General features: G+C 60.7%; 19 protein-coding genes and 1 tRNA gene. 10 read left to right on the top strand and 10 right to left on the bottom strand.

Translation table 11 applies throughout. The features are described from left to right. Positions 1-21 precede the first annotated feature (21 nt). Both fadB and AC07OF_RS11435 read right to left on the bottom strand, forming a co-directional pair. Positions 22-2,169, bottom strand: a complete 2,148-nt coding sequence (gene fadB / locus AC07OF_RS11440; protein WP_342624839.1) for a fatty acid oxidation complex subunit alpha FadB — start codon at positions 2,167-2,169, stop codon at positions 22-24. 496 nt (positions 2,170-2,665) lie between these two features. Next, positions 2,666-3,103 carry a hypothetical protein gene (locus AC07OF_RS11435; RefSeq protein ID WP_157191836.1) on the bottom strand — a complete coding sequence of 146 codons (438 nt, stop codon included), beginning with the start codon at positions 3,101-3,103 and terminating at the stop codon, positions 2,666-2,668. Positions 3,104-3,212: 109 nt separating this feature from the next. Between AC07OF_RS11435 and AC07OF_RS11430 the strand changes: the two genes are divergently transcribed. After that, positions 3,213-3,653, top strand: a complete 441-nt coding sequence (locus AC07OF_RS11430; RefSeq protein ID WP_038608878.1) for a universal stress protein — start codon at positions 3,213-3,215, stop codon at positions 3,651-3,653. 39 nt (positions 3,654-3,692) lie between these two features. Here the strand turns inward: AC07OF_RS11430 and AC07OF_RS11425 are convergent, their stop codons facing one another. After that, a complete protein-coding gene (locus AC07OF_RS11425) occupies positions 3,693-5,612 on the bottom strand; it encodes an ATP-binding cassette domain-containing protein (RefSeq protein WP_157191835.1) in 1,920 nt (639 codons plus the stop codon). Positions 5,613-5,833: 221 nt separating this feature from the next. Here AC07OF_RS11425 and AC07OF_RS11420 point away from each other — a divergent pair, with 221 nt between their 5' ends. After that, positions 5,834-7,762 (top strand): transglycosylase SLT domain-containing protein, encoded by a 1,929-nt coding sequence (locus AC07OF_RS11420; protein ID WP_157191834.1) that lies wholly within the window; start codon positions 5,834-5,836, stop codon positions 7,760-7,762. 77 nt (positions 7,763-7,839) lie between these two features. Here AC07OF_RS11420 and AC07OF_RS11415 read toward each other — a convergent pair whose 3' ends face one another. Beyond that, the gene (locus AC07OF_RS11415) at positions 7,840-8,643 is read right to left on the bottom strand and encodes an MOSC domain-containing protein (RefSeq protein WP_157191833.1); all 804 of its coding nucleotides are present in this window, start codon (positions 8,641-8,643) and stop codon (positions 7,840-7,842) included. Between the two features lie 46 nt (positions 8,644-8,689). Continuing rightward, on the bottom strand, positions 8,690-9,625 hold the full coding sequence (locus AC07OF_RS11410; RefSeq protein ID WP_157191832.1) for a chemotaxis protein CheV: 936 nt from the start codon (positions 9,623-9,625) through the stop codon (positions 8,690-8,692). 349 nt (positions 9,626-9,974) lie between these two features. Between AC07OF_RS11410 and AC07OF_RS11405 the strand changes: the two genes are divergently transcribed. The 3 genes from AC07OF_RS11405 to AC07OF_RS11395 all read left to right on the top strand — a co-directional run bounded on the left by AC07OF_RS11405 (position 9,975) and on the right by AC07OF_RS11395 (position 12,466). Then, complete coding sequence (locus AC07OF_RS11405; protein WP_157191831.1) at positions 9,975-10,472, top strand: histidine kinase; 498 nt, start codon at positions 9,975-9,977, stop codon at positions 10,470-10,472. Between the two features lie 447 nt (positions 10,473-10,919). After that, a complete protein-coding gene (locus AC07OF_RS11400; RefSeq protein ID WP_157194706.1) occupies positions 10,920-11,810 on the top strand; it encodes a sensor histidine kinase in 891 nt (296 codons plus the stop codon). Beyond that, positions 11,807-12,466 carry a response regulator gene (locus AC07OF_RS11395; RefSeq protein ID WP_157191830.1) on the top strand — a complete coding sequence of 220 codons (660 nt, stop codon included), beginning with the start codon at positions 11,807-11,809 and terminating at the stop codon, positions 12,464-12,466. Before AC07OF_RS11400 ends, AC07OF_RS11395 begins: the two co-directional genes overlap by 4 nt. Here AC07OF_RS11395 and yegS read toward each other — a convergent pair. After that, positions 12,450-13,349, bottom strand: coding sequence for a lipid kinase YegS (gene yegS, locus AC07OF_RS11390; RefSeq protein ID WP_157191829.1), 900 nt, complete (start codon positions 13,347-13,349; stop codon positions 12,450-12,452). The genes AC07OF_RS11395 and yegS overlap by 17 nt on opposite strands. Before the next feature lie 276 nt (positions 13,350-13,625). On the opposite strand from yegS, the gene AC07OF_RS11385 reads away from it, so the two are divergent. Then, complete coding sequence (locus AC07OF_RS11385) at positions 13,626-15,080, top strand: mannose-1-phosphate guanylyltransferase/mannose-6-phosphate isomerase (protein WP_157191828.1); 1,455 nt, start codon at positions 13,626-13,628, stop codon at positions 15,078-15,080. A 64-nt stretch (positions 15,081-15,144) separates the two neighbouring features. Continuing rightward, complete coding sequence (locus AC07OF_RS11380) at positions 15,145-16,392, top strand: glycosyltransferase family 4 protein (protein ID WP_038608860.1); 1,248 nt, start codon at positions 15,145-15,147, stop codon at positions 16,390-16,392. On the opposite strand, the gene AC07OF_RS11375 is transcribed toward AC07OF_RS11380, so the two are convergent. After that, entirely contained in the window at positions 16,381-17,568 is a 1,188-nt protein-coding gene (locus AC07OF_RS11375; RefSeq protein ID WP_157194705.1) for a molybdopterin molybdotransferase MoeA, read from the bottom strand. The genes AC07OF_RS11380 and AC07OF_RS11375 overlap by 12 nt on opposite strands. Before the next feature lie 22 nt (positions 17,569-17,590). After that, positions 17,591-18,130, bottom strand: a complete 540-nt coding sequence (gene moaB, locus AC07OF_RS11370) for a molybdenum cofactor biosynthesis protein B (protein ID WP_038608857.1) — start codon at positions 18,128-18,130, stop codon at positions 17,591-17,593. 192 nt (positions 18,131-18,322) lie between these two features. Here moaB and AC07OF_RS11365 point away from each other — a divergent pair, with 192 nt between their 5' ends. From AC07OF_RS11365 to AC07OF_RS11355, 3 genes are all read left to right on the top strand, one after another. Then, positions 18,323-18,544 (top strand): YgdI/YgdR family lipoprotein, encoded by a 222-nt coding sequence (locus tag AC07OF_RS11365; protein ID WP_038608856.1) that lies wholly within the window; start codon positions 18,323-18,325, stop codon positions 18,542-18,544. A gap of 65 nt (positions 18,545-18,609) precedes the next feature. Continuing rightward, a tRNA-Pro gene (locus tag AC07OF_RS11360) sits at positions 18,610-18,686 on the top strand. A gap of 134 nt (positions 18,687-18,820) precedes the next feature. Continuing rightward, positions 18,821-19,183: a glycine zipper domain-containing protein gene (locus AC07OF_RS11355; RefSeq protein ID WP_157191826.1), complete on the top strand. Its 363-nt coding sequence runs from the start codon at positions 18,821-18,823 to the stop codon at positions 19,181-19,183. 117 nt (positions 19,184-19,300) lie between these two features. Here AC07OF_RS11355 and mqo read toward each other — a convergent pair whose 3' ends face one another. Further along, a complete protein-coding gene (gene mqo, locus AC07OF_RS11350) occupies positions 19,301-20,899 on the bottom strand; it encodes a malate dehydrogenase (quinone) (RefSeq protein ID WP_157191825.1) in 1,599 nt (532 codons plus the stop codon). Between the two features lie 389 nt (positions 20,900-21,288). Beyond that, entirely contained in the window at positions 21,289-22,905 is a 1,617-nt protein-coding gene (locus tag AC07OF_RS11345; RefSeq protein ID WP_476445600.1) for a methyl-accepting chemotaxis protein, read from the bottom strand. Positions 22,906-23,053: the final 148 nt, after the last annotated feature.

Here is a 23,053-nt window from a genome sequence, read left to right as displayed (position 1 = left end):
TCGCTCTCTATCGTTGGGCGCTTAACCGAAGAAGCTCTGGCCGTTTTTGGCCATTTCACGCAGCTTCGCGGTGGGGTGATACAGCGGACCCAGATCGGCGTACTTGTCTGCCAGGGCAACGAATTCGGCTACACCGATCGAGTCGATGTAACGCAGCGCACCGCCGCGGAACGGAGGGAAACCGATACCGTAGACCAGACCCATGTCGGCTTCGGCGGCGGTTTCAACGATACCGTCTTCCAGGCAACGAACGGTTTCCAGGCACAGCGGCACCATCATCCAGTTGATGATGTCTTCGTCAGTGACTTCACGCTGTTCGTAGACGACAGGCTTGAGCACTTCGAGGACGGCCGCGTCGGCGACTTTCTTCGGCTTGCCGCGCTTGTCGGTCTCGTAGGCGTAGAAGCCCTTGCCGTTCTTCTGGCCCAGGCGGTTGGCTTCGTAGAGCGCATCGACGGCCGAACGACGGTCGTCCTTCATGCGGTCCGGGAAGCCTTCGGCCATGACGTCACGGCCGTGGTGGCCAGTGTCGATACCGACCACGTCCATCAGGTAGGCCGGGCCCATCGGCCAGCCGAATTTTTCCATGACCTTGTCGATGCGCACGAAGTCGACACCGGCGCTGACCAGCTTGGCGAAACCGCCGAAGTACGGGAACAGTACACGGTTGACCAAAAAGCCCGGGCAATCGTTGACCACGATCGGGTTCTTGCCCATCTTCTTGGCGTAGGCAACGGTGGTGGCAACCGCCACATCGCTGGACTTCTCACCACGGATGACTTCGACCAGCGGCATCATGTGCACCGGGTTGAAGAAGTGCATGCCGACGAAGTTTTCCGGACGCTTGAGGGCCTTGGCCAGCAGGTTGATGGAGATGGTCGAGGTGTTGGAAGCGAGGATGGCGTCTTCCTTCACCTGGCCTTCCACTTCAGCCAGTACCGCTTGCTTGACCTTCGGGTTCTCGACCACAGCTTCAACGACGATATCGACGTTGGCGAAGTCGCCATAGGACAGGGTCGGGCGAATCGCGTTCAGCGCTTCAGCCATTTTCGCCGGGGTCAGACGGCCTTTTTCAACGCGCTTGCCGAGCAGCTTGGAAGCTTCGTTCAAGCCCAGCGCAATGGCGCCTTCGTTGATATCCTTCATCAGGATCGGGGTGCCCTTGACCGCCGACTGGTAGGCGATGCCGCCACCCATGATACCGGCGCCGAGTACGGCAGCCTGCTTCACGTCGTGAGCGATTTCGTCGTGGGCCTTGGCTTTGCGCTTGAGTTCCTGGTCGTTGAGGAACAGGCCGATCAGGCTCTCGGCAACCGAAGTCTTGGCCAGTTTGACGAAGCCGGCGGCTTCGACTTCCAGGGCCTTGTCGCGGCCGAAGTTGGCTGCCTTCTGAATGCTCTTGATCGCTTCAACCGGCGCCGGATAGTTCGGGCCTGCTTGACCGGCAACGAAACCTTTGGCGGTTTCGAACGACATCATCTGCTCGATGGCGTTGAGCTTGAGCTTTTCAAGCTTCGGCTGACGCTTGGCCTTGTGATCGAACTCGCCGCTGATGGCGCGCTTGATCAGGTCCAGTGCGGCGGCCTGCAGCAGCTCAGGGGCTACCACGGCATCGACAGCGCCGACTTTCAGGGCGTCTTCAGCACGGTTTTCCTTGCCGGCGGCAATCCACTCGATGGCGTTATCGGCACCGATGATGCGCGGCAGGCGCACGGTACCGCCAAAGCCCGGATAGATACCCAGTTTGACTTCCGGCAGGCCGATCTTGGCGTTGCTGGACATCACGCGGAAGTCGGCAGCCAGGCACATTTCCAGACCACCGCCCAGGGCGATGCCGTTGATCGCGGCAACGGTCGGCACGGCCAGGTCTTCGAAGTCGCTGAAAATCCGGTTGGCTTCCAGGTTGCCGGCGACCAGTTCGGCCTCGGGCAGCTTGAAGTTATCGACAAACTCAGTGATATCCGCGCCGACGATGAATACGTCCTTGCCACTGCTGACAATCACGCCTTTGATCGAGGCGTCGGCCTTGATGGTGTCTACGGCCTGACGCAATTCGTTCAGGGTAAGACGGTTGAACTTGTTGACGGACTCACCCTTGAGGTCGAACTTCAGTTCGACGATGCCGCTTTCAAGAGCCTTAACCGTGATGGCTTTACCTTCGTAAATCATCAACTGATCTCCACGATATGGAAGCTGAACTGTACACGCCGAACGCTGGTGAAGGACCCGGCCGGCCGCTGGCCGTGATTTGCCGAATCCTTGCGCCAGGCACACCCGTCAGCGCGATAGTCGGGATTCTGTAAGAGCCTTCTGACAATACAAACGCTCAATTCATACGCCCGTTTGATTTGGGTATGCACACATTCAACGAAAAGATCGCCGTTGTCAAATGCCCGAAAGCGGTGTGAAAACGCGACTTTACGGTCACTTTCTGTTGATCGTGGGCAAACACCGGCTTCGGTGATCGATGAGCATTCACGCCAACGATAATGGACAAAGGCTTACACACTCATGCACAGGATCAATACACGCTGAGTGCGAACAAAAAAGGCAGGAAAAACGTCGGGTAGCGCAGGGCCCGCTACACTGGGAGGGAATCAAGACTTAGACCGGCCTGCCTGGCCCGCCTGCCCGATGCGTATATCGGGCTTTTTATTGAGCGTGATCAGGCCAGGGCTTTCAGCACCGCGGCAATATCCTGCAATACAGCCGTTTCACCTCGTTCACCCCAATAAAGGGCAACCATCTGCGGGCCGGCTTCGACCTTGTAGACGCTTTCCGGCAAGCGGGCAAAATGTTCTGCAAGCACAGGATCGGTGCAGGGTTCGCGCCATTGGTTGAGCCAGGTGCCCGGGGTGGTTTGCCAGTAGCTCCAGCTGTCTGCCCTGCCCTGGCGCCGCGGCCGCACGTATTGCGCACAAGGGCTGGGCGGCTCTTTGGGCAGCCAGTGCGGCCACTGCTGAGGCGCCAGCTGCATGTTCAAGCCCATACGCCGGGCTTCCATACGCAGGGCCATACGGCCACTCTGGTTACGCGAAGGACGCAACCAGGCCAAGGGGCTGAGAATCAGCGCAAGGATTGACACCACTACCCAGACCGTCATATCTGTTGTTCCCATAAAGCTTTGCAAATGAGCTGGTTAGCCGAGGTTCTGAGCGATCAGCCTGAAAACGACCATACTTGAACTATCGCGACTGTCAGGAGAGCCTCTCATGCCCTACGAACACATACTGGTTGCCGTCGACCTGACCGAAGAATGCGATCCGGTCATCAAGCGCGCCATGACACTGGCCGCATCGACCGAGACCAAAGTTTCTCTGGTGCATATCGTCGAGCCCATGGCCATGGCATTTGGTGGCGATGTGCCGATGGATCTGTCCCAACTGCAACAACAACAGTTCGACCAGGCCAAAGAGCGTATGGACCGCCTGTTCGTCAAGTATCCCGAGATCAAGCGCGGCGATTCGCATCTGACCTACGGCCAACCCCGCCAGGAGATCCATCAATTGGCCAAGGAGAATGCTTGCGACCTGATCGTGGTCGGCAGCCACGGCCGCCACGGCCTGGCGCTACTGCTGGGCTCTACCGCCAACGACGTCCTGCACGGCGCGCCCTGTGATGTGCTGGCCGTACGCCTGCTGAAAAAAGAGTAACTGGGGCAGCCCGGCGCAACCTGCGCCGGGCCCCTCCCCTTAGCTGTCGAGTTCAGCCCAGCGCTCTACCAGAACATCCAGTTCAGCCTGCATCTGCTCCAGACGCGCCAGCACGGCAGAGGTCTGGTCGATCGGGCGCTGGTAGAAGGCCGGGTCGGAAATTTCTTCCTGCACCGCCGCCATCTTCTGTTCCAGTTCGTCGATCTGGCCCGGCAAGGCTTCCAGCTCGCGTTGCAGCTTGTAGCTGAGCTTTTTCTTCGGCGCCTCGGCTGCCGGTGCTGCAACGGGAGCCGGAGCAACAGCTTCAACCACCGCCGTGTTCAGCTCTGACTTGCCCGACTTGCTCTCGGTAACGCCCAGCAATTTTGGCGAACCGCCCTGACGAATCCAATCCTGGTAACCACCGACGTACTCGCGCACCTTGCCCTCACCCTCGAAGACCAGGGTGCTGGTGACCACGTTGTCGAGGAAGGCCCGGTCGTGGCTGACCATCAGCACGGTGCCCTTGAACGCCGACAGCACTTCTTCGAGCAGCTCGAGGGTTTCCACGTCGAGGTCGTTGGTTGGCTCATCGAGCACCAGCAGGTTGGCCGGCTTGCTGAACAGTTTGGCCAGCAGCAACCGCGCACGCTCACCACCGGACAGCGCCTTGACCGGCGTGCGGGCACGCTGCGGGCTGAACAGGAAGTCACCCAGGTAGCTCAGGACATGACGGTTCTGGCCGTCGATCTCGATGAAGTCGCGACCTTCGGACAAGTTGTCGATGACGGTCTTTTCCAGGTCCAGCTGATGGCGCAGCTGGTCGAAATATGCCACTTCCAGACGGGTGCCGGACTCGACTTTACCGCTGGTAGGCTCGAGATCGCCAAGCATCAGCTTGAGCAAGGTGGTCTTGCCGGTACCGTTGGCGCCGAGCAGACCGATACGGTCCTCGCGCTGCAGGACCATGGAGAAGTCCTTGACCAGTTGCGGGCCACCCGGATGGCTGAAGCTGACGTTTTCCAGGACCATCACCTGCTTGCCGGATTTCTCCGCAACATCAAGCATGATATTGGCCTTGCCCTGACGCTCACGGCGCTCGCTACGCTCAACGCGCAGGGCCTTGAGGGCCCGCACGCGGCCTTCGTTACGGGTACGCCGAGCCTTGATACCCTGACGGATCCACACTTCTTCCTGGGCCAGCTTCTTGTCGAACAGCGCGTTGGCGGTTTCTTCAGCGGCCAGCGCGGCTTCCTTGTGCACCAGGAAGCTGGCGTAGTCGCCGTTCCAGTCGATCAGGCCGCCGCGGTCCAGTTCGAGGATGCGCGTGGCCAGGTTTTGCAGGAAGGAACGGTCGTGGGTGATGAACAGCACGGCGCCGCCGAAGCCACTGAGGGCCTCTTCCAGCCAGGCAATGGCCCCGATGTCCAGGTGGTTGGTCGGTTCATCGAGCAGCAGCAGGTCAGGCTCGGAGACCAGCGCCTGGGCCAGCAGCACGCGGCGGCGCCAGCCACCGGAGAGCTCGGCCAGGGTCTTGTCGGCTGGCAGTTGCAGACGGCTCAGGGTGCTGTCGACCAGTTGCTGCAAACGCCAGCCATCACGCGCTTCCAGGTCGTGCTGGACGTGCATGAGCTTTTCCAGGTCGGCATCGCTGTGGATGTTCTGGCTCAGGTGGTGATATTCGGCCAGCAAGGCGCCGACACCGTCGAGGCCTTCGGCCACTACGTCGAACACGGTACGACCGTCGGCCACCGGCAGTTCCTGCGGCAGCTCGCCAATCTTCAGCCCAGGAGCGCGCCAGACATCGCCGTCGTCAGGCTTCTGATCGCCCTTGACCAGGCGCAGCATGCTCGACTTGCCAGTACCGTTGCGGCCAATAATGCACACCCGCTCACCACGGGCGATCTGCCACGACACCTTGTCCAACAACGGCATGGCGCCGAATGCAAGGGACACATCGCTTAATTTGAGCAGGGTCATGATCTTCTCCAAAAACCGGGCGCGCATTCTACCCGACTTGGGCCCGCTTCACATTAAGCAGGCGCACCTCCGGACAGATCCGACGACAGGCCGTGTGATTACAACTGGATACAAGCACAATGCTTTCATCCGCCTATGGCAAACGGCTAAGCTTAAGCAACGCAATCCCAACAGTGCTGGCTTCGCCGTCACTTTTCATGGTCAAACTGCCCGGAAGTCTCATGCGCAGCCGCCTGTTAAATCTAGTTTCCTGCCTGCTTCTCTCGGCCTCCGCAGCCAGCGTCGCCCAGGCCACCGACATCACCGTGCAGCGCCAGTACTATGACGAGGCCAAACGCGCCCTGGCCAAGGGTGACAAGGGTCCCTACCTGCGTTACGCACAAGCGTTGAGTGATTATCCGCTAACGCCTTACCTGGCCTACGACGAGCTGACCGCGCGTCTGAAAACCGCCAGCAATGCCGAGATCGAAAAATTCCTCGCCGCCCATGGCGACCTGCCCCAGGCCAACTGGATGAAATTGCGCTGGTTGCGCTGGCTGGCCGAGCGCGGCGAGTGGGAAACCTTCAGTCGTTACTATGATCCGAAGCTGAACTTCACCGAACTCGATTGCCTCAACGGCCAGCGTCAGCTGATTCAGGGCCAACGCGCCGAAGGCTATGCCTCGGCAGAAAAACTCTGGCTGGTGGGCAAGTCCCAGCCTACCGCCTGTGACCCGTTGTTCGACCGCTGGGCAGCCGAAGGTCAACTCAGCGAGCAGAAGCGCTGGCAGCGCACCAAGCTGGCCGCCCAGGCGCGCAACTATGCCTTGGCCAACAGCCTGACCAAAACCCTCACCACCCTGGGCCCTCAGGGGCGCTTGCTGGTTGATGTGGCACAGAAACCACAGCTGTTGAATCAGCCTGGACGCTTCGTACCGGTCAACGAGGCCATGTCCGACGTGGTCAGCCTAGGCCTGCGCCGCCTGGCACGCCAGGACCCCGAGCGGGCCATGAGCCTGCTGGACGACTACGCCAATCGCATGCACTTCTCCCGTGACGAGAAAGTCGCCATCGCCCGCGAAATCGGCCTGACCCTGGCCCGCCGCTACGACCCGCGGGCCCTGGACCTGATGACCCGCTACGACCCCGAACTGCGCGACAACACCGTGACCGAATGGCGTCTGCGCCTGTTGCTGCGCCTGGGCCGCTGGGAAGACGCCTACGAGCTGACCAAGCGCCTGCCCCAGGACCTGGCCAGCAGCAACCGCTGGCGTTACTGGCAAGCGCGCAGCCTGGAACTGGCGCAGCCACAGAACCCGCAGATTCCGCTGCTGTACAAAACCGTGGCGCGCGAGCGTGATTTCTATGGCTTCCTCGCCGCCGACCGGGCAAAAACCCCGTATCAGCTGAACAACAAGCCACTGGTGCTGAGCCAGGCGGTGATGAACAAGGTGCGTAATACACCGGGTATCCGTCGCGCCCTGGAGTTCCATGCCCGCGGCCAGATTGTCGATGGCCGCCGCGAGTGGTACCACGTCAGCCGCCACTTCAGCCGCGACGAAATGGTCGCCCAGGCACGCCTGGCCTACGACATGCGCTGGTACTTCCCGGCGATCCGCACCATCAGCCAGGCGCAATACTGGGACGACCTGGATATCCGTTTCCCGATGGCTCACCGCGATACGCTGGTTCGGGAAGCCAAGGTGCGTGGCCTGCACTCAAGCTGGGTGTTCGCCATCACTCGCCAGGAAAGTGCGTTCATGGAGGACGCCCGCTCCAGCGTTGGTGCCAGCGGCCTGATGCAACTGATGCCAGCCACAGCCAAGGAGACTGCGCGCAAGTTCAGCATTCCGCTGGCCTCCCCGGCCCAGGTATTCAACCCGGACAAGAACATCCAGCTCGGCGCGGCGTACCTGAGCCAGGTGCACAGTCAATTCAACGGCAATCGGGTGCTGGCTTCGGCAGCCTATAACGCAGGCCCGGGCCGCGTACGGCAATGGCTGCGCGGCGCCGACCACCTGAGCTTCGATGTCTGGGTGGAGTCGATTCCGTTTGATGAGACCCGTCAGTATGTGCAGAACGTGCTGTCCTACTCGGTGATCTACGGGCAGAAGCTCAACTCGCCGCAGCCGCTGGTGGACTGGCATGAGCGGTATTTTGACGATCAGTAGTTGAATGCAATCGCGGGGCAAGCCCGCTCCCACAGGGTTCTATATCACCCTATGGGAGCGGGCTTGCCGCGATTTGATTACTCCAGCACCGTCACCGGCATCCCCACCTCAAGCACCCCACTTCCGTCAGCCACCAGGTTCTGCCCGAACAGCACATCCCCCTCCTTCTGCCGATAGGTTTTGAGTGTGGTCAGCGGCTCACGATCCGCGCTGCGCTCGCCGGTCTGCGGATCAATGGTGGTCATGATGCAACGCTCACAAGGCTTGAGCACACGGAACTCCATCTCGCCGATACGGATGCGCTTCCAGCCATCCTCGGCAAAGGCTTCGGCCCCCTCCACCACCAGATTGGGACGAAAGCGCTGCATCTCGAGCGGCCGACCGACCCGCTGTACCAGATCGTCGAGCGAACCCTGGCCAATCAGCAGCAAGGGGAAACCATCGGCAAAAGCCACCCGGTCATTGACCTCGCCATAACCACCCGGCAGGAAACGGCTGCGCTCCTCGGGCACATGGACCAGGCGCACGTCCTTGCCGATAAATTCGCTGAGCCACTGCGCAGCAACATCACCGGCATCCGGGACGCGAAAGGTGTCACGCCAGATCGTCACGCCGCGCAGATCGCTGTCAGCTTGCGGCACGGCAACCTTTAACGCAGGTCGCCCAGGCGCCTCCAGGGTCAGCTCGCCGTCAACACCATACAGCGCCGTCAACTGGCTCATCTGTGGATACGCGCGCTGGGTCAGGAAGCGGCCATTGTCGCGCTCTACAAGCATCCAGCGACGGTCGCCATCCAGCCCCAGCAGGCCCAGTGAAGACGATTGCAACGCCTGGCCGCGCGCGGATTTGAGCGGATATCGGTACAACGCACTCAATTGCATCGGTGACCTGTCCTTTTGCCGGTTCAAAGCCTTAGCTTATACCGACTCAGGCCGTCGCTTCATCCAGCATCAACCGTTGGCGAACGACATCGACCAGCTTGTCGGGCTGGAACTTGGAGAGAAAGTTGTCACAACCGACTTTCTTCACCATCGACTCGTTGAAACTACCCGACAGCGAGGTGTGCAACACCACATGCAACGGGCGCAGGCGCGGGTCGTTACGGATCTCGGTAGTCAGGCGGTAGCCGTCCATCTCCGGCATCTCGGCATCGGTGAAAATCATCAGCAGCTTTTCACACATATCTTCGCCAGCGTCGGCCCAGCCTTTGAGCATGCGCAAGGCCTTGAGGCCATCACTGGCGATGTGCATTTTCACCCCCAGCTGAGACAAAGTGTCGCGCAGCTGAGCCAAAGCCACAGTGGAATCGTCCACCAACAGCACCTCGCGACCACGAGCCCGCGCCAACACCGGATCCTCAAGCTTGTCGCGCGAGACCTTGGCACTGTACGGCACGATTTCGGCCAGCACTTTCTCTACGTCGATGATTTCCACCAACTGCTCGTCGACCTTGCTGATTGCTGTCAGGTAATGCTGACGACCGGCACTGGTCGGCGGCGGCATGATGGCTTCCCAGTTCATGTTGACGATACGATCGACCCCACCCACCAGAAACGCCTGCACCGAACGGTTGTACTCGGTGACAATAATGGTACTGCCTGGCCCAGGCGTAAGCGGGCGCATGCCGATAGCCTGGGACAGGTCGATCACCGGCAGTGTCTGCCCACGCAGGTTGACTACACCACAGACGAAAGCATGGCGCTGTGGCATCAAGGTCAGTTTGGGCATTTGCAGCACCTCCTGAACCTTGAACACGTTGATCGCGAACAACTGTCGCCCGGCCAGGCGGAACATCAGGATTTCCAGGCGGTTCTCACCCACCAGCTGCGTTCTTTGGTCTACTGTGTCGAGAATGCCAGCCATTAAAGAACCCCCAGGCTTGTTCCAAGAAATGAACCCATTGGCCCTGTATCGGCCAGATCAGGCACAGCTTGACCCCCTGAAGAAAATGCTCAGCCGGTCATTGATGTCATTTTAACATCATGCTTTACTGCGCTCAGCTCCTTCCTGTCGTAAACGCCCGCAAAGGGTCGTAATCACACCACCCCATCAGGGAAACCCCTAGTGACAATCGGGCGAGACCTGATGTTCGCGATATCCATTAGCCATTAATGTGACGCCATTCTCATTGCATGAACGGAGTCAGGCTTTTGTCAGCGATCGCCTCGTTGTGGCCAGCCCCTGCTCCAGCCCTTTGTGCTGGAGCCAAATGATGGCTAACGAATCACTGAACAGCAGCGCCCTGCAGGATTTTCTGGTGGACGCCCAGGTCTTGCTGACCCAGGCCGAAGAGTGCCTGCAGCACCTGGAACTGATCGACAACGATCCGGATGCCTGCCACTGCCTCAACGATACCCTGGCCACGCTGGTGACTCGCGCCCACAACCTGGGGCTCTTGGAGGTGGCCAGTTACAGCAAGCAACTGCAACATCTGCTGGAAACCGCTCACAACCCTTCGCGGCTGCCCGGCAGCGCCTTGCCGGCACTGGAAGAGTGCCTGACCCTGCTGGCCTGGCAATTGGAGCTGGTTGACCCGTACACCGGCCGCCTGAGCCTGGATACCGATGAACAGGTGCTGCTGCTGGACAACCTGGCAGCCGCCCTGAACACGACCTCCGCTTGCGCTTCCTGCCACTCAAGCATGACCCCCTGCGAACACCCGCCGCACAACGCGCGTGAGGCAACTGGACAGCAAACTACGGGCAACTAAAGGGTCATCGACAAAGATCCGGCAGCGAGTGCTGACAGCGCTCCGCGCTACGCACTAAGCAGCAACTTTCCCGTTTGCCGATCATTTCTGCAGTCGTTTTTACAACTGCAGATTTACTTTATTTCACGCAAGCTTTACGTCTTATAAAGTAATGGCAAAGTGCTAGACCTGCGCACATGACGGACGCCCTGCATCAGCCCGTAAAATCTGACGTTTCAGACAGTTATCAGAGTTCGCCACCCTTGGGACTTGAAGTGATACCATGCGCGCGATGAAGATTAGTCAGACCTTGGCCGATCATGCCTTCAACGATTTTTCTCTTGGCGCAGGTATTCATTACTCCGCCCGGCGCCGACATATAAATGATATTGAAGGCAACACGACAACGCCCCTAAGTTTGACCTGTTCCAGGCTTTCTTCAGCGATATTTCAGTGGCTTCATTTTCTATGCTCTCAAGCCTCAATAGATTCAAGCTCTGGCGCCCCGGGGCCGCTCTACTGCGCGGGCTGACCGCGCTGCTGTGCCTGGCCTCGATCATCGCCAACCTGGCGCTGTACCTCTACGCGTTGCCGATGCCGGCCAGTGTGCTGATCCTGCACATCGTCGCGATGCTGAGCATTGGCTGGCATCTGCGCCACTGGGCACGTTCGATTGCCCTGCGCCCGGCAGAACTTGCCGATCGCCTGCTCAAGGTTCAGGAAAGCGAGCGGCAACGCCTGAGCCGGGAGCTCCACGACGATATCGGCCAACTGCTGACCGCCGCCAAACTCCAGGCGGACTGGCTGCAACGCCGTGTTCCAGGCGACCTGCAAGATCACTGCAGCACCCTGCGCAGCACCCTGGACGACACGCTGGCCAATGTCCGCGACGTCTCGGCCATTCTCAACCCGCGCCAGCTGTCCAGCCTGGGCCTGGAAGCCAGCTTGCGCGCGCACTTGCTGCGCACCCTGGAAAACACCAACGTGCACTGGAGCCTTGAGTGCCGCCAGCGTCTGGGCGGCATACCTGAAGACATGGCCATCGCCGCCTTTCGCATCACCCAGGAAGCGGTCACCAACATGCTTCGTCATGCCAGCGCGCACAACCTGGTCGTCTGCATTCAGCGCCAGCCTGAAGGCCTGGCCTTGTCCATCAGTGACGATGGCCTGGGTTTCTTGCCCGCCAGCAATCCAGCAGATGAAGGACAATGCGGCATGGCCGGCATGCTTGAACGCGCCGCACTGCTTGATGGCACACTGTCAGTCAGCAGCCAGCCAGGCAAAGGCACGCGAATCGATGCCCTGTTTCCCTGGCCTCCACGCACCCTTGAACGCGCCAAGACAAATAACGCCCAATGATCTGTAAATTGCTGCTGGTAGACGACCACTCACTGATTCGCGCCGGTGTTCGCGCCCTGGTCTCGGATATTCCCGGTTACACAGTGGTGGGTGAAGGCAATGACGGCAACCAGGTGGCCGAACTCGTACTGCAACTGGATCCGGACATTGTCCTGCTGGATATTTCGATGCGCACGACCAACGGCCTGGACGCCCTCACCCAGCTACGCGCCAGCGGCTGTCGCAGCAAAGTACTGATCCTGTCAATGCACACCGACCCCGAACTGATCATGCAGGCCCTGGAAAGCGGCGCCCATGGCTACCTGCTCAAGGACACCACCGCCACCGAACTGGAGCAGGCCCTGACTGCACTGCGCAACGGCGAGCGCTACCTGAGCCCGGCAATCGCCCACACCGTGATCAATCAGGCCCTGCTACGGACCCAGAGCTTCAAGGCTCCGACCTCGGACAACCACAATCTGACAGCCCGCCAACTGGAAATCCTGCGCTTGATCGTGCGCGGCAAATCCACCCGCGAAATTGCCCACGGTCTGGGCTTGAGCATCAAGACCGTGGAGACTCACCGTTCACAAATCATGAAACGCCTGCAGATCTACGACGTGGCCGGCCTGGTACTGTTTGCGGTCCGCGAGCAGATCATCAGCCTCGACGACTGAGCAGCGGCGAGTCAGCCGGCAGGTGCACCCGCAAGGCGCCTGCCAGTACCTCAAAACGCAAGCTATCGCTTTGCAGCGGCTCGCCATCGAGATTGATATCCAGACCTTGCGCGCTCTTGATTTCGACCCAGGGCAGACGCGCTCGCACAAACATGTTCTCCAGGCCCAGGCCATCACTGAGCAAACTGCGCAAGGTACCCACCACTTCCTGAGGCGCCGGCAGAATACTGATGTCCAGCAGCCCATCGTCGACTTGCGCCTGCGGGCACAGCACATGCCCACCACCAGCCTGCCGGCCGTTGCCGATTCCCAGCGCCAGCAAATCGCCGCGCCAGTGAAAATCCGGCCCATGCAAATCTACCGTAGCCGCACTGAGCTCACTGAAACGAGACAGGCCGGTGAACAGATACGCCGCTGCGCCCAGCACTTTCTTCAGGTCTTCGGAGGTGTTGGCGGTGACCTGACTGCCAAATCCGCCCGTGGCCATATTGAGAAAAACCTGCCCACCAACCTGCCCCAAATCAATCCTTTGAGCAGGTGTTTCCAGCAACGCAAGCGCCTGTTCAGGCTCCAGCGGCACACCTGCAGCCCGGGCAAAGTCATTGGCAGTCCCCAATGGCACGAGCACCAGGCTTGCCTGGCAAGCGATGCGGGCCATGGCCTCGGCGACATCACGCAAGGTGCCGTCTCCACCGCCGGCTGCAACATGCCGGTAACCACTTGCCTGGGCTTCGTTGACCAGCCGCGCAGCATCACCGGCCTCCCAGGTCAGGCGAACGTCAAGCTGCCAGCCACGCTCGCGCAGCGCACCAACGGCGGCACGCACCTGCTCGTTCATGGCCTGCTTGCCATGCAGGATGAATAAGGTTCTGTGCTGCTTCATGGTGCCTCCCCGGCGAATTAAAGCTCGTGCATCTCGACCACATGACAGGGGCTTTTGCTGCACAGCCAATGGCCGATCGAAAAGCAAATTTGCCGAGTATTCACACAAATATTATTGAAAGCAGGAACGCCCGGGTGCATCATTCGACAAATATTTGGCCTTCACGGAAGATGCCGACAGTAAAAGTCATTTTATTGACTCATTACGCGAGCGCCTGCCAGGTCCCGGTTTCCTTTACTGCACTGTAGTCTCAGTGCCCTGACTCAAGGCTGTGAAATGAGCGTTCTGATCCCCTGCATCATCGCCGGCGGCGCCGGCACTCGCCTTTGGCCGGTTTCTCGCGAAACCATGCCGAAACCGTTCATGCGCCTGCCCGATGGCCAGAGCCTGCTGCAAAAGACCTTTTCCCGTGCCAGTGCACTGCCAGATGTCGAGCGGATACTGACGGTGACCAACCGGGAAGTGTATTTCCGCACTCAGGATGAGTACCGCCAATTGAACTCGGCCGGCATGGCCCTGGACTTCATCCTCGAACCCTTTGGCCGCAATACTGCGCCAGCCATCGCTGCAGCCGCTCTGCACTGCGCCAACCTGTATGGCGAAAGCGCCCTGCTGCTGATCCTGCCCGCCGATCACCTGATCAGCGACCTGCCAGCCTTCGAACGCGCAGTCGCGCACGCCCGCAACCTGGCACAACAAGGTTGGCTGACGACCTTCGGCCTGGTGCCCAGTCACGCCGAAACCGGCTTTGGCTACATCGAGAAAGGCCAGGCACTGGACGCGCAAGGCTACAAAGTGCAGCGATTTGTCGAAAAACCCGACGCCGCAACCGCCCAGCACTACCTCGAGGGTGGTCAGCACCTGTGGAATGCCGGCATGTTCTGCATGCGCGTCGATGCAATCCTGGCAGAACTGGACCGCCATGTGCCGGACCTGCTCGCCAGTGTCCACCATTGCCTGCAGCGCAGCCCGAGCAAACAGGGTGAAGGTGAACTGCAGCTGGAACTCGACCCGCAGACCTTCGAGAAGGTACCGGACATCTCCATCGATTACGCGGTCATGGAAACCTCCAGCCAGGTGGCCGTGCTGCCCGCCGACCTGGGTTGGAGCGACATCGGCTGCTGGCAGGCGGTACGTGGCCTCAGCGAAGCCGACCAGAATGGCAACCAGTGCAATGGCGAGACCGTCCTGCATGACGTCTCCAATTGCTACATCGACTCGCCACGCCGCCTGGTCGGCGCCGTCGGCCTCGACAACCTGATCATCATCGATACCCCCGATGCCCTGCTGATCGCCGACGCCGCGCGCAGCCAGGAGGTCAAGGTGATCGCCCAGCAGCTCAAGCACCAGGGACATGACGCCTATCGCCTGCACCGCACGGTGAACCGCCCGTGGGGCATGTACACGGTGCTCGAGGAAGGTCCACGCTTCAAGATCAAGCGCATCGTGGTTCGCCCTCAAGCATCGCTTTCACTGCAGATGCACCACCATCGCAGTGAACACTGGATCGTCGTCAACGGCATGGCCTGCGTGACCAACGGCGAGGACGAGTTTCTGCTCGACACCAACGAATCGACCTTTATCAAACCGGGGCGGGTACATCGCCTGACCAACCCCGGTGTGATCGACCTGGTCATGATCGAAGTACAAAGTGGCGAATATATGGGCGAAGACGACATCGTGCGCTTTACTGATATCTATGGACGCGCCCCGGAATCAGCCAGCAGCTGACACCCCAGGCGCGTCCATTCATATCTGCATGCCGTTACCCGCCTGGTGATAGAGGAAAGGGGTCATGCGCGTACTCTGGACACTGCCTTATCTGCCCTGGCCAACCACCAGCGGCGGCAAAACCCGGCAATACCACCTGCTGCGCAGCCTGGCGCAGCGTGGCCACCAGATCACCTTGCTGGTGCAGTCGAAAATCCCGCCCAACGAGGCGGCACGCCAGGCGCTCGAGCCCCTGCTCGAACGCCTGATCGTGTTACCCAGGCGCCCGCTGCACAGCCCACTGAACCTGCTGGCTGCGGTCTATGCCGGCTATCCCATGCGAGCCAGTGTCAACGGCCTGGCTCCGCACCTGCGCCATCGCTTCGAGCAACTGCTGGAAGAACGTTGGGATGTCATCCAGATCGAGCACAGCTATAGTTTCCAGCCGTTCGAAAAGGCCCTGCAGGCGCGAAGCCTGCCCTTCCTGCTCAGTGAACACACGATCGAATCGGTGTCTGGCGCCGCCTGCCATGACCGCCTGCCGCTGTGGCTGCGGCCGTTCAATGCCTTCGACCGCTGGCGCTACCGGCGCTGGGAAAATCGGGTACTGAGCCAGGCCCACGAGGTGGTGGCGGTCAGCCCCAAGGATGTCGAACACATCAGCCGCCTGACCGGTAATCCCGCTTCACTGGTGATCAATGGCGTCGATTGCGCGCACTATCAGGACATCCAGCCGTCACTGCACAGCCAGCGCCTGTTGTTTGTCGGCAATTTTGAGTACAACGCCAGCCTCGAAGCCATCGAGTGGGCACTCGAGGATATCCTTCCGCAGGTCTGGCAAAGCAACCCGGCGGTGCGCCTGGCCGTCGTCGGACATGCCTTGCCGGACAGCTGGAAATCGCGCTGGAGCGACCCACGAATCGAATGGGTCGGCTACCTGCCCGACTTGCGTGAACTGCAACGTCATTCGGCAATTTTCTTCGCCCCGCTGCGCTATGCCGGCGGCTCGAAAATCAAGGTGCTCGAAGCCATGGCCGCCGGCTTGCCGGTGGTCACCACCGCCAAGGGCGTATGCGGGCTGCAGGTGACCCAGGGCGAACACTACCTGGGCAGTGACGATGGTGATCAACTGGCCTTGCTCATCACCCAATTGCTCAATCAGCCCTGGCGCATGCGTCAGTTATCGGAGGCCGCGCGGCAGTTCGTGCATGAGCGCCACGACTGGAGCATTGCTGCAGCCCAGCTGGAAAGCGTGCACGCGCGCCTGAGCCAGCGCGCGCCCACACTGGGCAATCTGAGCGACAACGGCTTGCTCAGTCGCTCAGCCGAGTAGCTCACTCAAGGGAATGAACTGCACGGTATCGCCTTTGCCAGGTGTGGTGCCCTCACGGACCTCCACCAGGCCCTCGGCCCAGGCAGCACTGCGCAGCACGCCGGAGCTCTGGTTCTTGTAGATCTGCGCACACCCCTGGTCCAGCCGTGCGCGCAGGTACTCCCGACGATTGCCGGCTTTGGGCCAGTCAAAACCGGCCGGTACCGGGAACTGCAGAGGGGTCACCTCCTGCACACCCTGGCGGCGCAGCAGATACGGGCGGGTCAGCAGACCGAAAGTCACCAGCGTCGAAGCCGGGTTGCCGGGCAAACCGATCACCGGCACGCCTTTGTAGTGACCGAAGGTCAAGGGCTTGCCGGGCTTGATAGCCAGCTTCCAGAGGGCCAGTTCGCCTGCTTCGCGCAAGGCCAGGCCCAGGTAATCGGCCTCGCCCACGGAAACACCGCCGGTCGAGAGGATCAAATCGACCTGACCCAGCCCCGCCAGGCAATCACGGGTTTTTTCCAGGTCGTCGGCAAGAATCCCCGCATCGATCACCTCGCAACCCAGGCGTTGCAGCCAGCTGACCAGCAAGCGCCGATTGCTGTTGTAGATCTGCCCTGGCCCCAGCGGCAAGCCCGGTTCTACCAGCTCGTCGCCCGTGGACAACACGGCAACCTTGACCCTGCGCACTACCCTGAGCGTGGCGCAACCCAGCGTTGCCGCCAGCCCAAGCTCGATCGGCCCCAGCCGTGTACCCGCCGCCAGCACCGACTCGCCGACACGGGTTTCCTGACCTTGCGGGCGCACATTCTGGCCGACGCGCAGCGGCTCGTTGAAGCGCACCCGCTGGTCTTGCAGGACCTCGGCGTTCTCCTGCATCTCGACACAGTCGGCACCCAGCGGCAACGGCGCGCCGGTGAAGATCCGTGCACAGGTGCCCGGCTGTAGCGGCTCAGGAGCGTGACCGGCGAAAATGCGCTGGCTGACCGGCAACGCCTCGCCCTGCCAGTCAGCCAGGCGCAAGGCATAACCGTCCATGGCACTGTTGGGCCAGGGCGGCAGATCCAGGCTGGCGATCAGCGCCTCGGCCAGCACCCGCCCCTCGGCCTGCGCCAAAGCAACCTGCTCGGTTTCGACGATGGGCGCGGACTCAGCCAGTTTCAGTAACTGTGCCAGTGCGTCTTCAACCGGCATCAACGGCTTGTTCACAGGCACCTCAACCACGGCTGGCGCAGGGCTCGGCCTGCTTGAGGTGAGTAACGAAGTTGCACGGGCGATGGCGGGCATCGAGCTGCTCGGCAAGGATGCCATCCCAGCCGGTGCGCACAGCATTGGTCGAGCCGGGCAGGCAGCAGACCAGGGTACCGTTGGCCAACCCGGCCAGGGCACGCGACTGAACCGTAGAAGTACCGATGTCCGCCAGGGAGATGTGGCGGAACAACTCACCGAAGCCATCGACCTGTTTATCCAGCAGGCAGGCGACCGCCTCTGGAGTACTGTCACGACCGGTGAAGCCGGTGCCACCGGTGATCAACACCACCTGCACCTGCTCATCGGCAATCCAGGTGGCGACCTGGGCGCGAATCTTGTACAGGTCGTCCTTGAGCAGTACCCGTGCAGCAAGGCCGTGCCCGGCCTCGGTCAGACGATCGACAAACATCTGGCCAGAGGTGTCGGTTTCCAGGGTACGGGTATCGCTGACCGTCAACACCGCGATGTTCAGCGGCACGAAAGGTACATCTGCCTTGGCTTTCATGGGACCTTGATCCATTGAGGGAGTATGGGCGGTGTTATATCACAGCCCTGCCCGGCTCGCGCCCATGGTCCTGCCCGGGCGTGCCGCCGATCAATAGTGCTGCGCACTAGCTATGCTGCAATGGACAAGGAACTTGCGCCGTCGCCATGCGTCTCAAGGACATTACGCACCACCCTCTACTGGAGAAACATGATGATTCAACGGACCCTCCCCGCCTTCCTGCTCGCTCTGGGCCTGGGCACTCTGGCTGGTTGCTCCTCGCCAACTGTCATCACTTTGAACGACGGTCGCGAAATCCAGGCGGTCGACACGCCGCAATATGACGATGAATCGGGCTTCTACGAATTTGAACAGCTCGATGGCAAACGTACACGCATCAACAAAGATCAGGTGCGTACCGTCAAGGACCTCTGATACCTGCGACAGCCCCTCTCTGGGGGGCTTGTCGAGGAGAAAATTTTGAGTAATATTTTCTCCATCGGAGTGTAGCGCAGCCAGGTAGCGCGTCTCGTTCGGGACGAGAAGGCCGCAGGTTCGAATCCTGTCTCTCCGACCAGATCACTCGACAAAAAGCCCGCTCTCATGCGGGCTTTTTCGTACCTGCATTACGACGAATTGCACTGGCCAGCATTGCACCGCGATGGTGGGGCCAGCAAAATGCGCGCCTTTCGAACTCAGAGGTTGAAACACATGCGTAAGACTCTTGCCGCCCTGACACTGGGCCTGCTGTGTGCGCAAGGCGCCGTGGCCGGCGATGGCCAGACTGCCCTGGGCGGCGGCCTGGGTGGTGTACTGGGTAATGTGGTCGGAAAACAGCTCGGCGGCAGCACCGGCGCTGCGATTGGTGCCGGCGTCGGTGGCGCGGCAGGTGGCGCCATGGCCGCGAAGAAGGGCAACAAGACCGAGGCGGCCATTGGTGGCGGTCTGGGTTCGGCTGGCGGTTCGCTGATCGGTGGCAAGCTCGGTGGCAGCACCGGCTCGGCGATCGGTGCCGGCCTGGGTGGCGCGGCCGGTGGCGCACTGGGTAACAAATATGCCGACAAGCATCGTTGATTCAGCGCTGATCGCGGGGCAAGCCCGCTCCCACAGGCTGAACTGCACCTGTGAGGCTTGTCCCACGAACAAAATAGCCCCCTGAACAGGGGGCTATTTTTATTACCGATTCAACCTTTACAGTGCAGGCTCAGCCTGTACTGCAGCAGTCTCTTCCGGCAGCACCGGAACATACAGCAGACCCAGGCGCGAGCTGCTCCATTCACGGGTCTTGTTGGTCAGCTCAAGGTTGTTGTTGAGCTTCTGACCATAAGTCGGAACGATTTCCTTCAGCTTGGCCTGCCACTCAGGGGTCTTGATGCGATCCTTGTAGGTTTTCTCCAGCACGCTGAGCATGATCGGCGCAGCGGTCGAAGCGCCTGGCGATGCACCCAGCAGCGCGGCGATGGTGCCATCCTGGGCGGCAACCACTTCAGTACCGAACTGCAGCACGCCACCATGGACCGGATCTTTCTTGATCACCTGAACGCGTTGACCGGCCTGCAGCAGTTTCCAGTCTTCGTTCTTGGCGTTCGGGAAGTACTCACGCAGGGCTTCCATACGGTCGTCGAAGCTGAGCATCAGCTGACCCATCAGGTAGGTGCTCAGGTCGATGTTGTCGATACCGGCGTGGGTCATCGGCATGATGTTGTGGGTGGTCAGTGCCGCGAACATGTCCAGCAGCGAACCGTTCTTGAGGAACTTGGTCGAGAAGGTCGCGAACGGGCCGAACAGCAGGACTTCCTTGCCGTCGATCACACGGGTGTCCAGGTGCGGAACGGACATTGGCGGTGCACCGACCGAAGCCTTGCCGTACAGCTTGGCTTTGTGGCGGGCAACGATGTCCTGGTTGTCAGTCATCAGGAACTGACCGCCGACCGGGAAGCCTGCATAGCCTTCGGCTTCAGGAATACCGGACTTCTGCAGCAGTTTCAGGGCGCCACCACCGGCACCGATGAAGACGAACTTGGCCTTCACGCTGCGCTCGACGCCTTTGTTGGCCAGGTCGGCAACGACCACGGTCCAGGTGTTGTCAGCATTGCGCACGATGTCACGCACTTCGTGCTGGACATGCAGCTTGACGTTGTCGTGCTTGGTCAGCGAGGCGATCAACTGGCGGGTGATCTCGCCGAAGTTGACGTCGGTACCGATCGACATGCGGGTCGCGGCGATCTTCTGGTCGGCAGCACGGCCTTCCATCACGATCGGCACCCACTTCTGGATCTGCGCGTGGTCTTCGGAGTACTCCATGCCGCGGAACAGCGAGCTGTGCTGCAGGGCCTCATGACGTTTCTTGAGGAACTCGACGTTCTTGTCGCCCCAGACGAAGCTCATGTGCGGCACGTTGTTAATGAACGACTTCGGATTGCTCAGCACGTTCTGCTCGACCTGGTAGGCCCAGAACTGCTTGGAGATCTCGAACTGCTCGTTGACCCCGACCGCCTTGCTGATGTCGATCTTGCCGTCGGCGCCTTCGCTGGTGTAGTTCAGTTCGCAGAAGGCGGAGTGGCCGGTACCGGCGTTGTTCCAGGCGTTGGAGCTTTCTTCGGCGACCTTGTCCAGGCGCTCGTAGATATCGATCGACCAGGTCGGTTCCAGCTCATTGAGGTAAGTCCCCAGACTTGCACTCATGATGCCGCCGCCGATCAGCAGTACATCTACGCTTTTCTCTGGCTCGCTGGGCTTGGAGCAACCGATGACACTCAGGCATAGGAGCGTCAGCAGGATTTTTTTCATAGTTCAATCCAATTGAGGTGAAGTAATTGGCAATGACCGCTCATCCCGTTGTGCACGCCCGGATTCTTGTTGTTGCTCGCGCAGACCAAAGCTTAGCGGGGCTCGGCGTTCAGGCAAGCAGCCTGGACGCGCGGGCGATGGTTGGCAGCTGGGGTTGTTCGATGGATCGGGAACGGTCGTCACCCTGACGATGGGCATTGAAGCCTGACGCCGGGTGCTTGCATGGCCTAGGCCTGACCGCCTTTAAGCACGAAACAGGCCAACTTTTGCAAGACCAACGGCTAATAGCTAGGACGAGTCGTCGCACCCCATCTTTAACGGTTTTTCTGGCGACAATCCGCCACATAGCCGCCCCTGTCGGGCGAAATGTGGCGGATTTCCCCCTTCTTTCAGGCGCTTAGCCGTGCGGTGACCTCGCCGAGCTGCCCCGACAGGCCATGCAGGCGATGCCCGGCCTGCTCGGTATGTTGCACCGCTTGCTGATTGGCAGTGGCGATGCGGGTGATTTCCACCAGGTTGCGCGAGATGTCTTCAGCCACGCTGGTCTGCTCTTCGGCGGCCGTGGCGATCTGGCGGTTCATGTCGCGGATCGCCTCGACAGCCAGGGTGATGCGCTGCAGCATCTGCCCGGCACGCTGGACCTGCTCGGCGCCCTCCTCACTGCGCTGCTGACCGCTTTCAATGGCCTTGACCGCCTCCAGGGCGCCGGACTGTACGGCACTGATGATCTGGTTGATCTCGGCAATCGAGGCGGCCGTGCGCTGCGCCAGGCTGCGCACTTCATCGGCGACCACGGCAAAGCCGCGACCGGCCTCCCCCGCCCGCGCCGCTTCGATAGCAGCATTGAGTGCCAGCAGGTTGGTCTGCTCGGCAATCCCGCGAATCACCTCCAGCACCTTGCCGATCCTGGCGCTGTCAGCCTCCAGGTGGCGAATCACCGCCGCCGTACCGGCAATCTCCTGATTGACCGTGGCAATCGTGTCGATGGTGGCCTGCATTACCTGCTCACCTGCCTGGGCACTGTGATCAGCGTCATCGGCCGCACGCGCGGCTTCAGCGGCATGGCGCGCCACTTCCTGAGCGGTGGCGGACATTTCGTGCATGGCCGTGGCCACCTGGTCAGTACGCTGGAACTGGTCATCGGTACCACGCGCCATACCACCAGCAATGCTGCGCAATTCGCCACTGGCCGTTTCCAGCTCACCGGCATTGTTCTGCAGGCGGGTAAACGTATCGGCGAGGAAGTCGCGCAAGGTATTGGCGGCCACGGCCAGACGCCCCAGTTCATCTTGACGGTCACTGGCCACCCGCGCCTCGAATCGCCCCTGACTCAGCTGTGCGACATACTCGATCAGGCCGCGGATCGGTTCGATCAGGCTGCGATTAACCAACCAGAGACTGAACAGGCCGACCAGCACTGCCGAGCCGAACATCACCAGCAGACCCAGCCACACGGTGCGCTCTGCCGACTGACTGATGGTCTGGGCGCGCGCCTGGGCATCGCTGCGCAGCTGGCTGACCAGCTCGCTCATCTGCTCACTGGTCGCACGATCCACGCCCTTGACCGCCTGGTCGCCCGCAGCCGGGTCAGCCCCTGCGGCAAGGAACGCCTGACGCCCTTGCGCATACGCCTGGCCCAACTGGCGATGGCTTTCCTTGAGCTGCTCGGCGCGGGCCTTGAGCGATGTGTCGCTGCTCCGGATCAACTGGTCGAGAATGCCCTGCACCTGCTGCTCACGGGCCAGGAATTGCTGCCAGTACTTATCCAGATCGGCTGGCTGTTTGCCGCGCAACAGCACGTTCTTCCACTCCTGGACTTGAACCTTGAACTGCAGATTGGCCTCGTCAATCAATTGCGAAGCCTGCAATGGCCCGTCGATCAATTGCCCATAACCGCGCACGCTGGACGACAGCAATTGAAAGCAGACCAGAGCGATCATCAGTATCGCCAACAGGCTGCCAGCAAGTAGCGCGAGGATTTGCACTCTGAGAGATTTACGCAACATCGGAAGGAATCTCGGAACAAGGAGGAAGGAAACGACGCTGGATTGCATCGACCAGGCAAAGACGTCCTTGTCCTCGTTCACTGGCAACCGGCGCAGGCGAAAAAAAAGCTGCCATCGTTCGATAGCAGCCTGATTCGAGCATTACGCA

The sequence above is a fragment of the Pseudomonas sp. GW821-FHT10B02 genome (assembly GCF_059415665.1).
The sequence above is the reverse complement of the archived record's forward strand: the minus strand, read 5'-3'. Positions and strand labels throughout refer to the sequence as shown.

Bases quoted from the DNA above. Each gene is read 5' to 3' on its own strand.
- fadB (WP_342624839.1), bottom strand. From the start codon at position 2,169: ATGATTTACGAAGGTAAAGCCATCACGGTTAAGGCTCTTGAAAGCGGC.
- AC07OF_RS11435 (WP_157191836.1), bottom strand. From the start codon at position 3,103: ATGACGGTCTGGGTAGTGGTGTCAATCCTTGCGCTGATTCTCAGCCCC.
- AC07OF_RS11430 (WP_038608878.1), top strand. From the start codon at position 3,213: ATGCCCTACGAACACATACTGGTTGCCGTCGACCTGACCGAAGAATGC.
- AC07OF_RS11425 (WP_157191835.1), bottom strand. From the start codon at position 5,612: ATGACCCTGCTCAAATTAAGCGATGTGTCCCTTGCATTCGGCGCCATG.
- AC07OF_RS11420 (WP_157191834.1), top strand. From the start codon at position 5,834: ATGCGCAGCCGCCTGTTAAATCTAGTTTCCTGCCTGCTTCTCTCGGCC.
- AC07OF_RS11415 (WP_157191833.1), bottom strand. From the start codon at position 8,643: ATGCAATTGAGTGCGTTGTACCGATATCCGCTCAAATCCGCGCGCGGC.
- AC07OF_RS11410 (WP_157191832.1), bottom strand. From the start codon at position 9,625: ATGGCTGGCATTCTCGACACAGTAGACCAAAGAACGCAGCTGGTGGGT.
- AC07OF_RS11405 (WP_157191831.1), top strand. From the start codon at position 9,975: ATGGCTAACGAATCACTGAACAGCAGCGCCCTGCAGGATTTTCTGGTG.
- AC07OF_RS11400 (WP_157194706.1), top strand. From the start codon at position 10,920: ATGCTCTCAAGCCTCAATAGATTCAAGCTCTGGCGCCCCGGGGCCGCT.
- AC07OF_RS11395 (WP_157191830.1), top strand. From the start codon at position 11,807: ATGATCTGTAAATTGCTGCTGGTAGACGACCACTCACTGATTCGCGCC.
- yegS (WP_157191829.1), bottom strand. From the start codon at position 13,349: ATGAAGCAGCACAGAACCTTATTCATCCTGCATGGCAAGCAGGCCATG.
- AC07OF_RS11385 (WP_157191828.1), top strand. From the start codon at position 13,626: ATGAGCGTTCTGATCCCCTGCATCATCGCCGGCGGCGCCGGCACTCGC.
- AC07OF_RS11380 (WP_038608860.1), top strand. From the start codon at position 15,145: ATGCGCGTACTCTGGACACTGCCTTATCTGCCCTGGCCAACCACCAGC.
- AC07OF_RS11375 (WP_157194705.1), bottom strand. From the start codon at position 17,568: ATGCCGGTTGAAGACGCACTGGCACAGTTACTGAAACTGGCTGAGTCC.
- moaB (WP_038608857.1), bottom strand. From the start codon at position 18,130: ATGAAAGCCAAGGCAGATGTACCTTTCGTGCCGCTGAACATCGCGGTG.
- AC07OF_RS11365 (WP_038608856.1), top strand. From the start codon at position 18,323: ATGATTCAACGGACCCTCCCCGCCTTCCTGCTCGCTCTGGGCCTGGGC.
- AC07OF_RS11355 (WP_157191826.1), top strand. From the start codon at position 18,821: ATGCGTAAGACTCTTGCCGCCCTGACACTGGGCCTGCTGTGTGCGCAA.
- mqo (WP_157191825.1), bottom strand. From the start codon at position 20,899: ATGAAAAAAATCCTGCTGACGCTCCTATGCCTGAGTGTCATCGGTTGC.
- AC07OF_RS11345 (WP_476445600.1), bottom strand. From the start codon at position 22,905: ATGTTGCGTAAATCTCTCAGAGTGCAAATCCTCGCGCTACTTGCTGGC.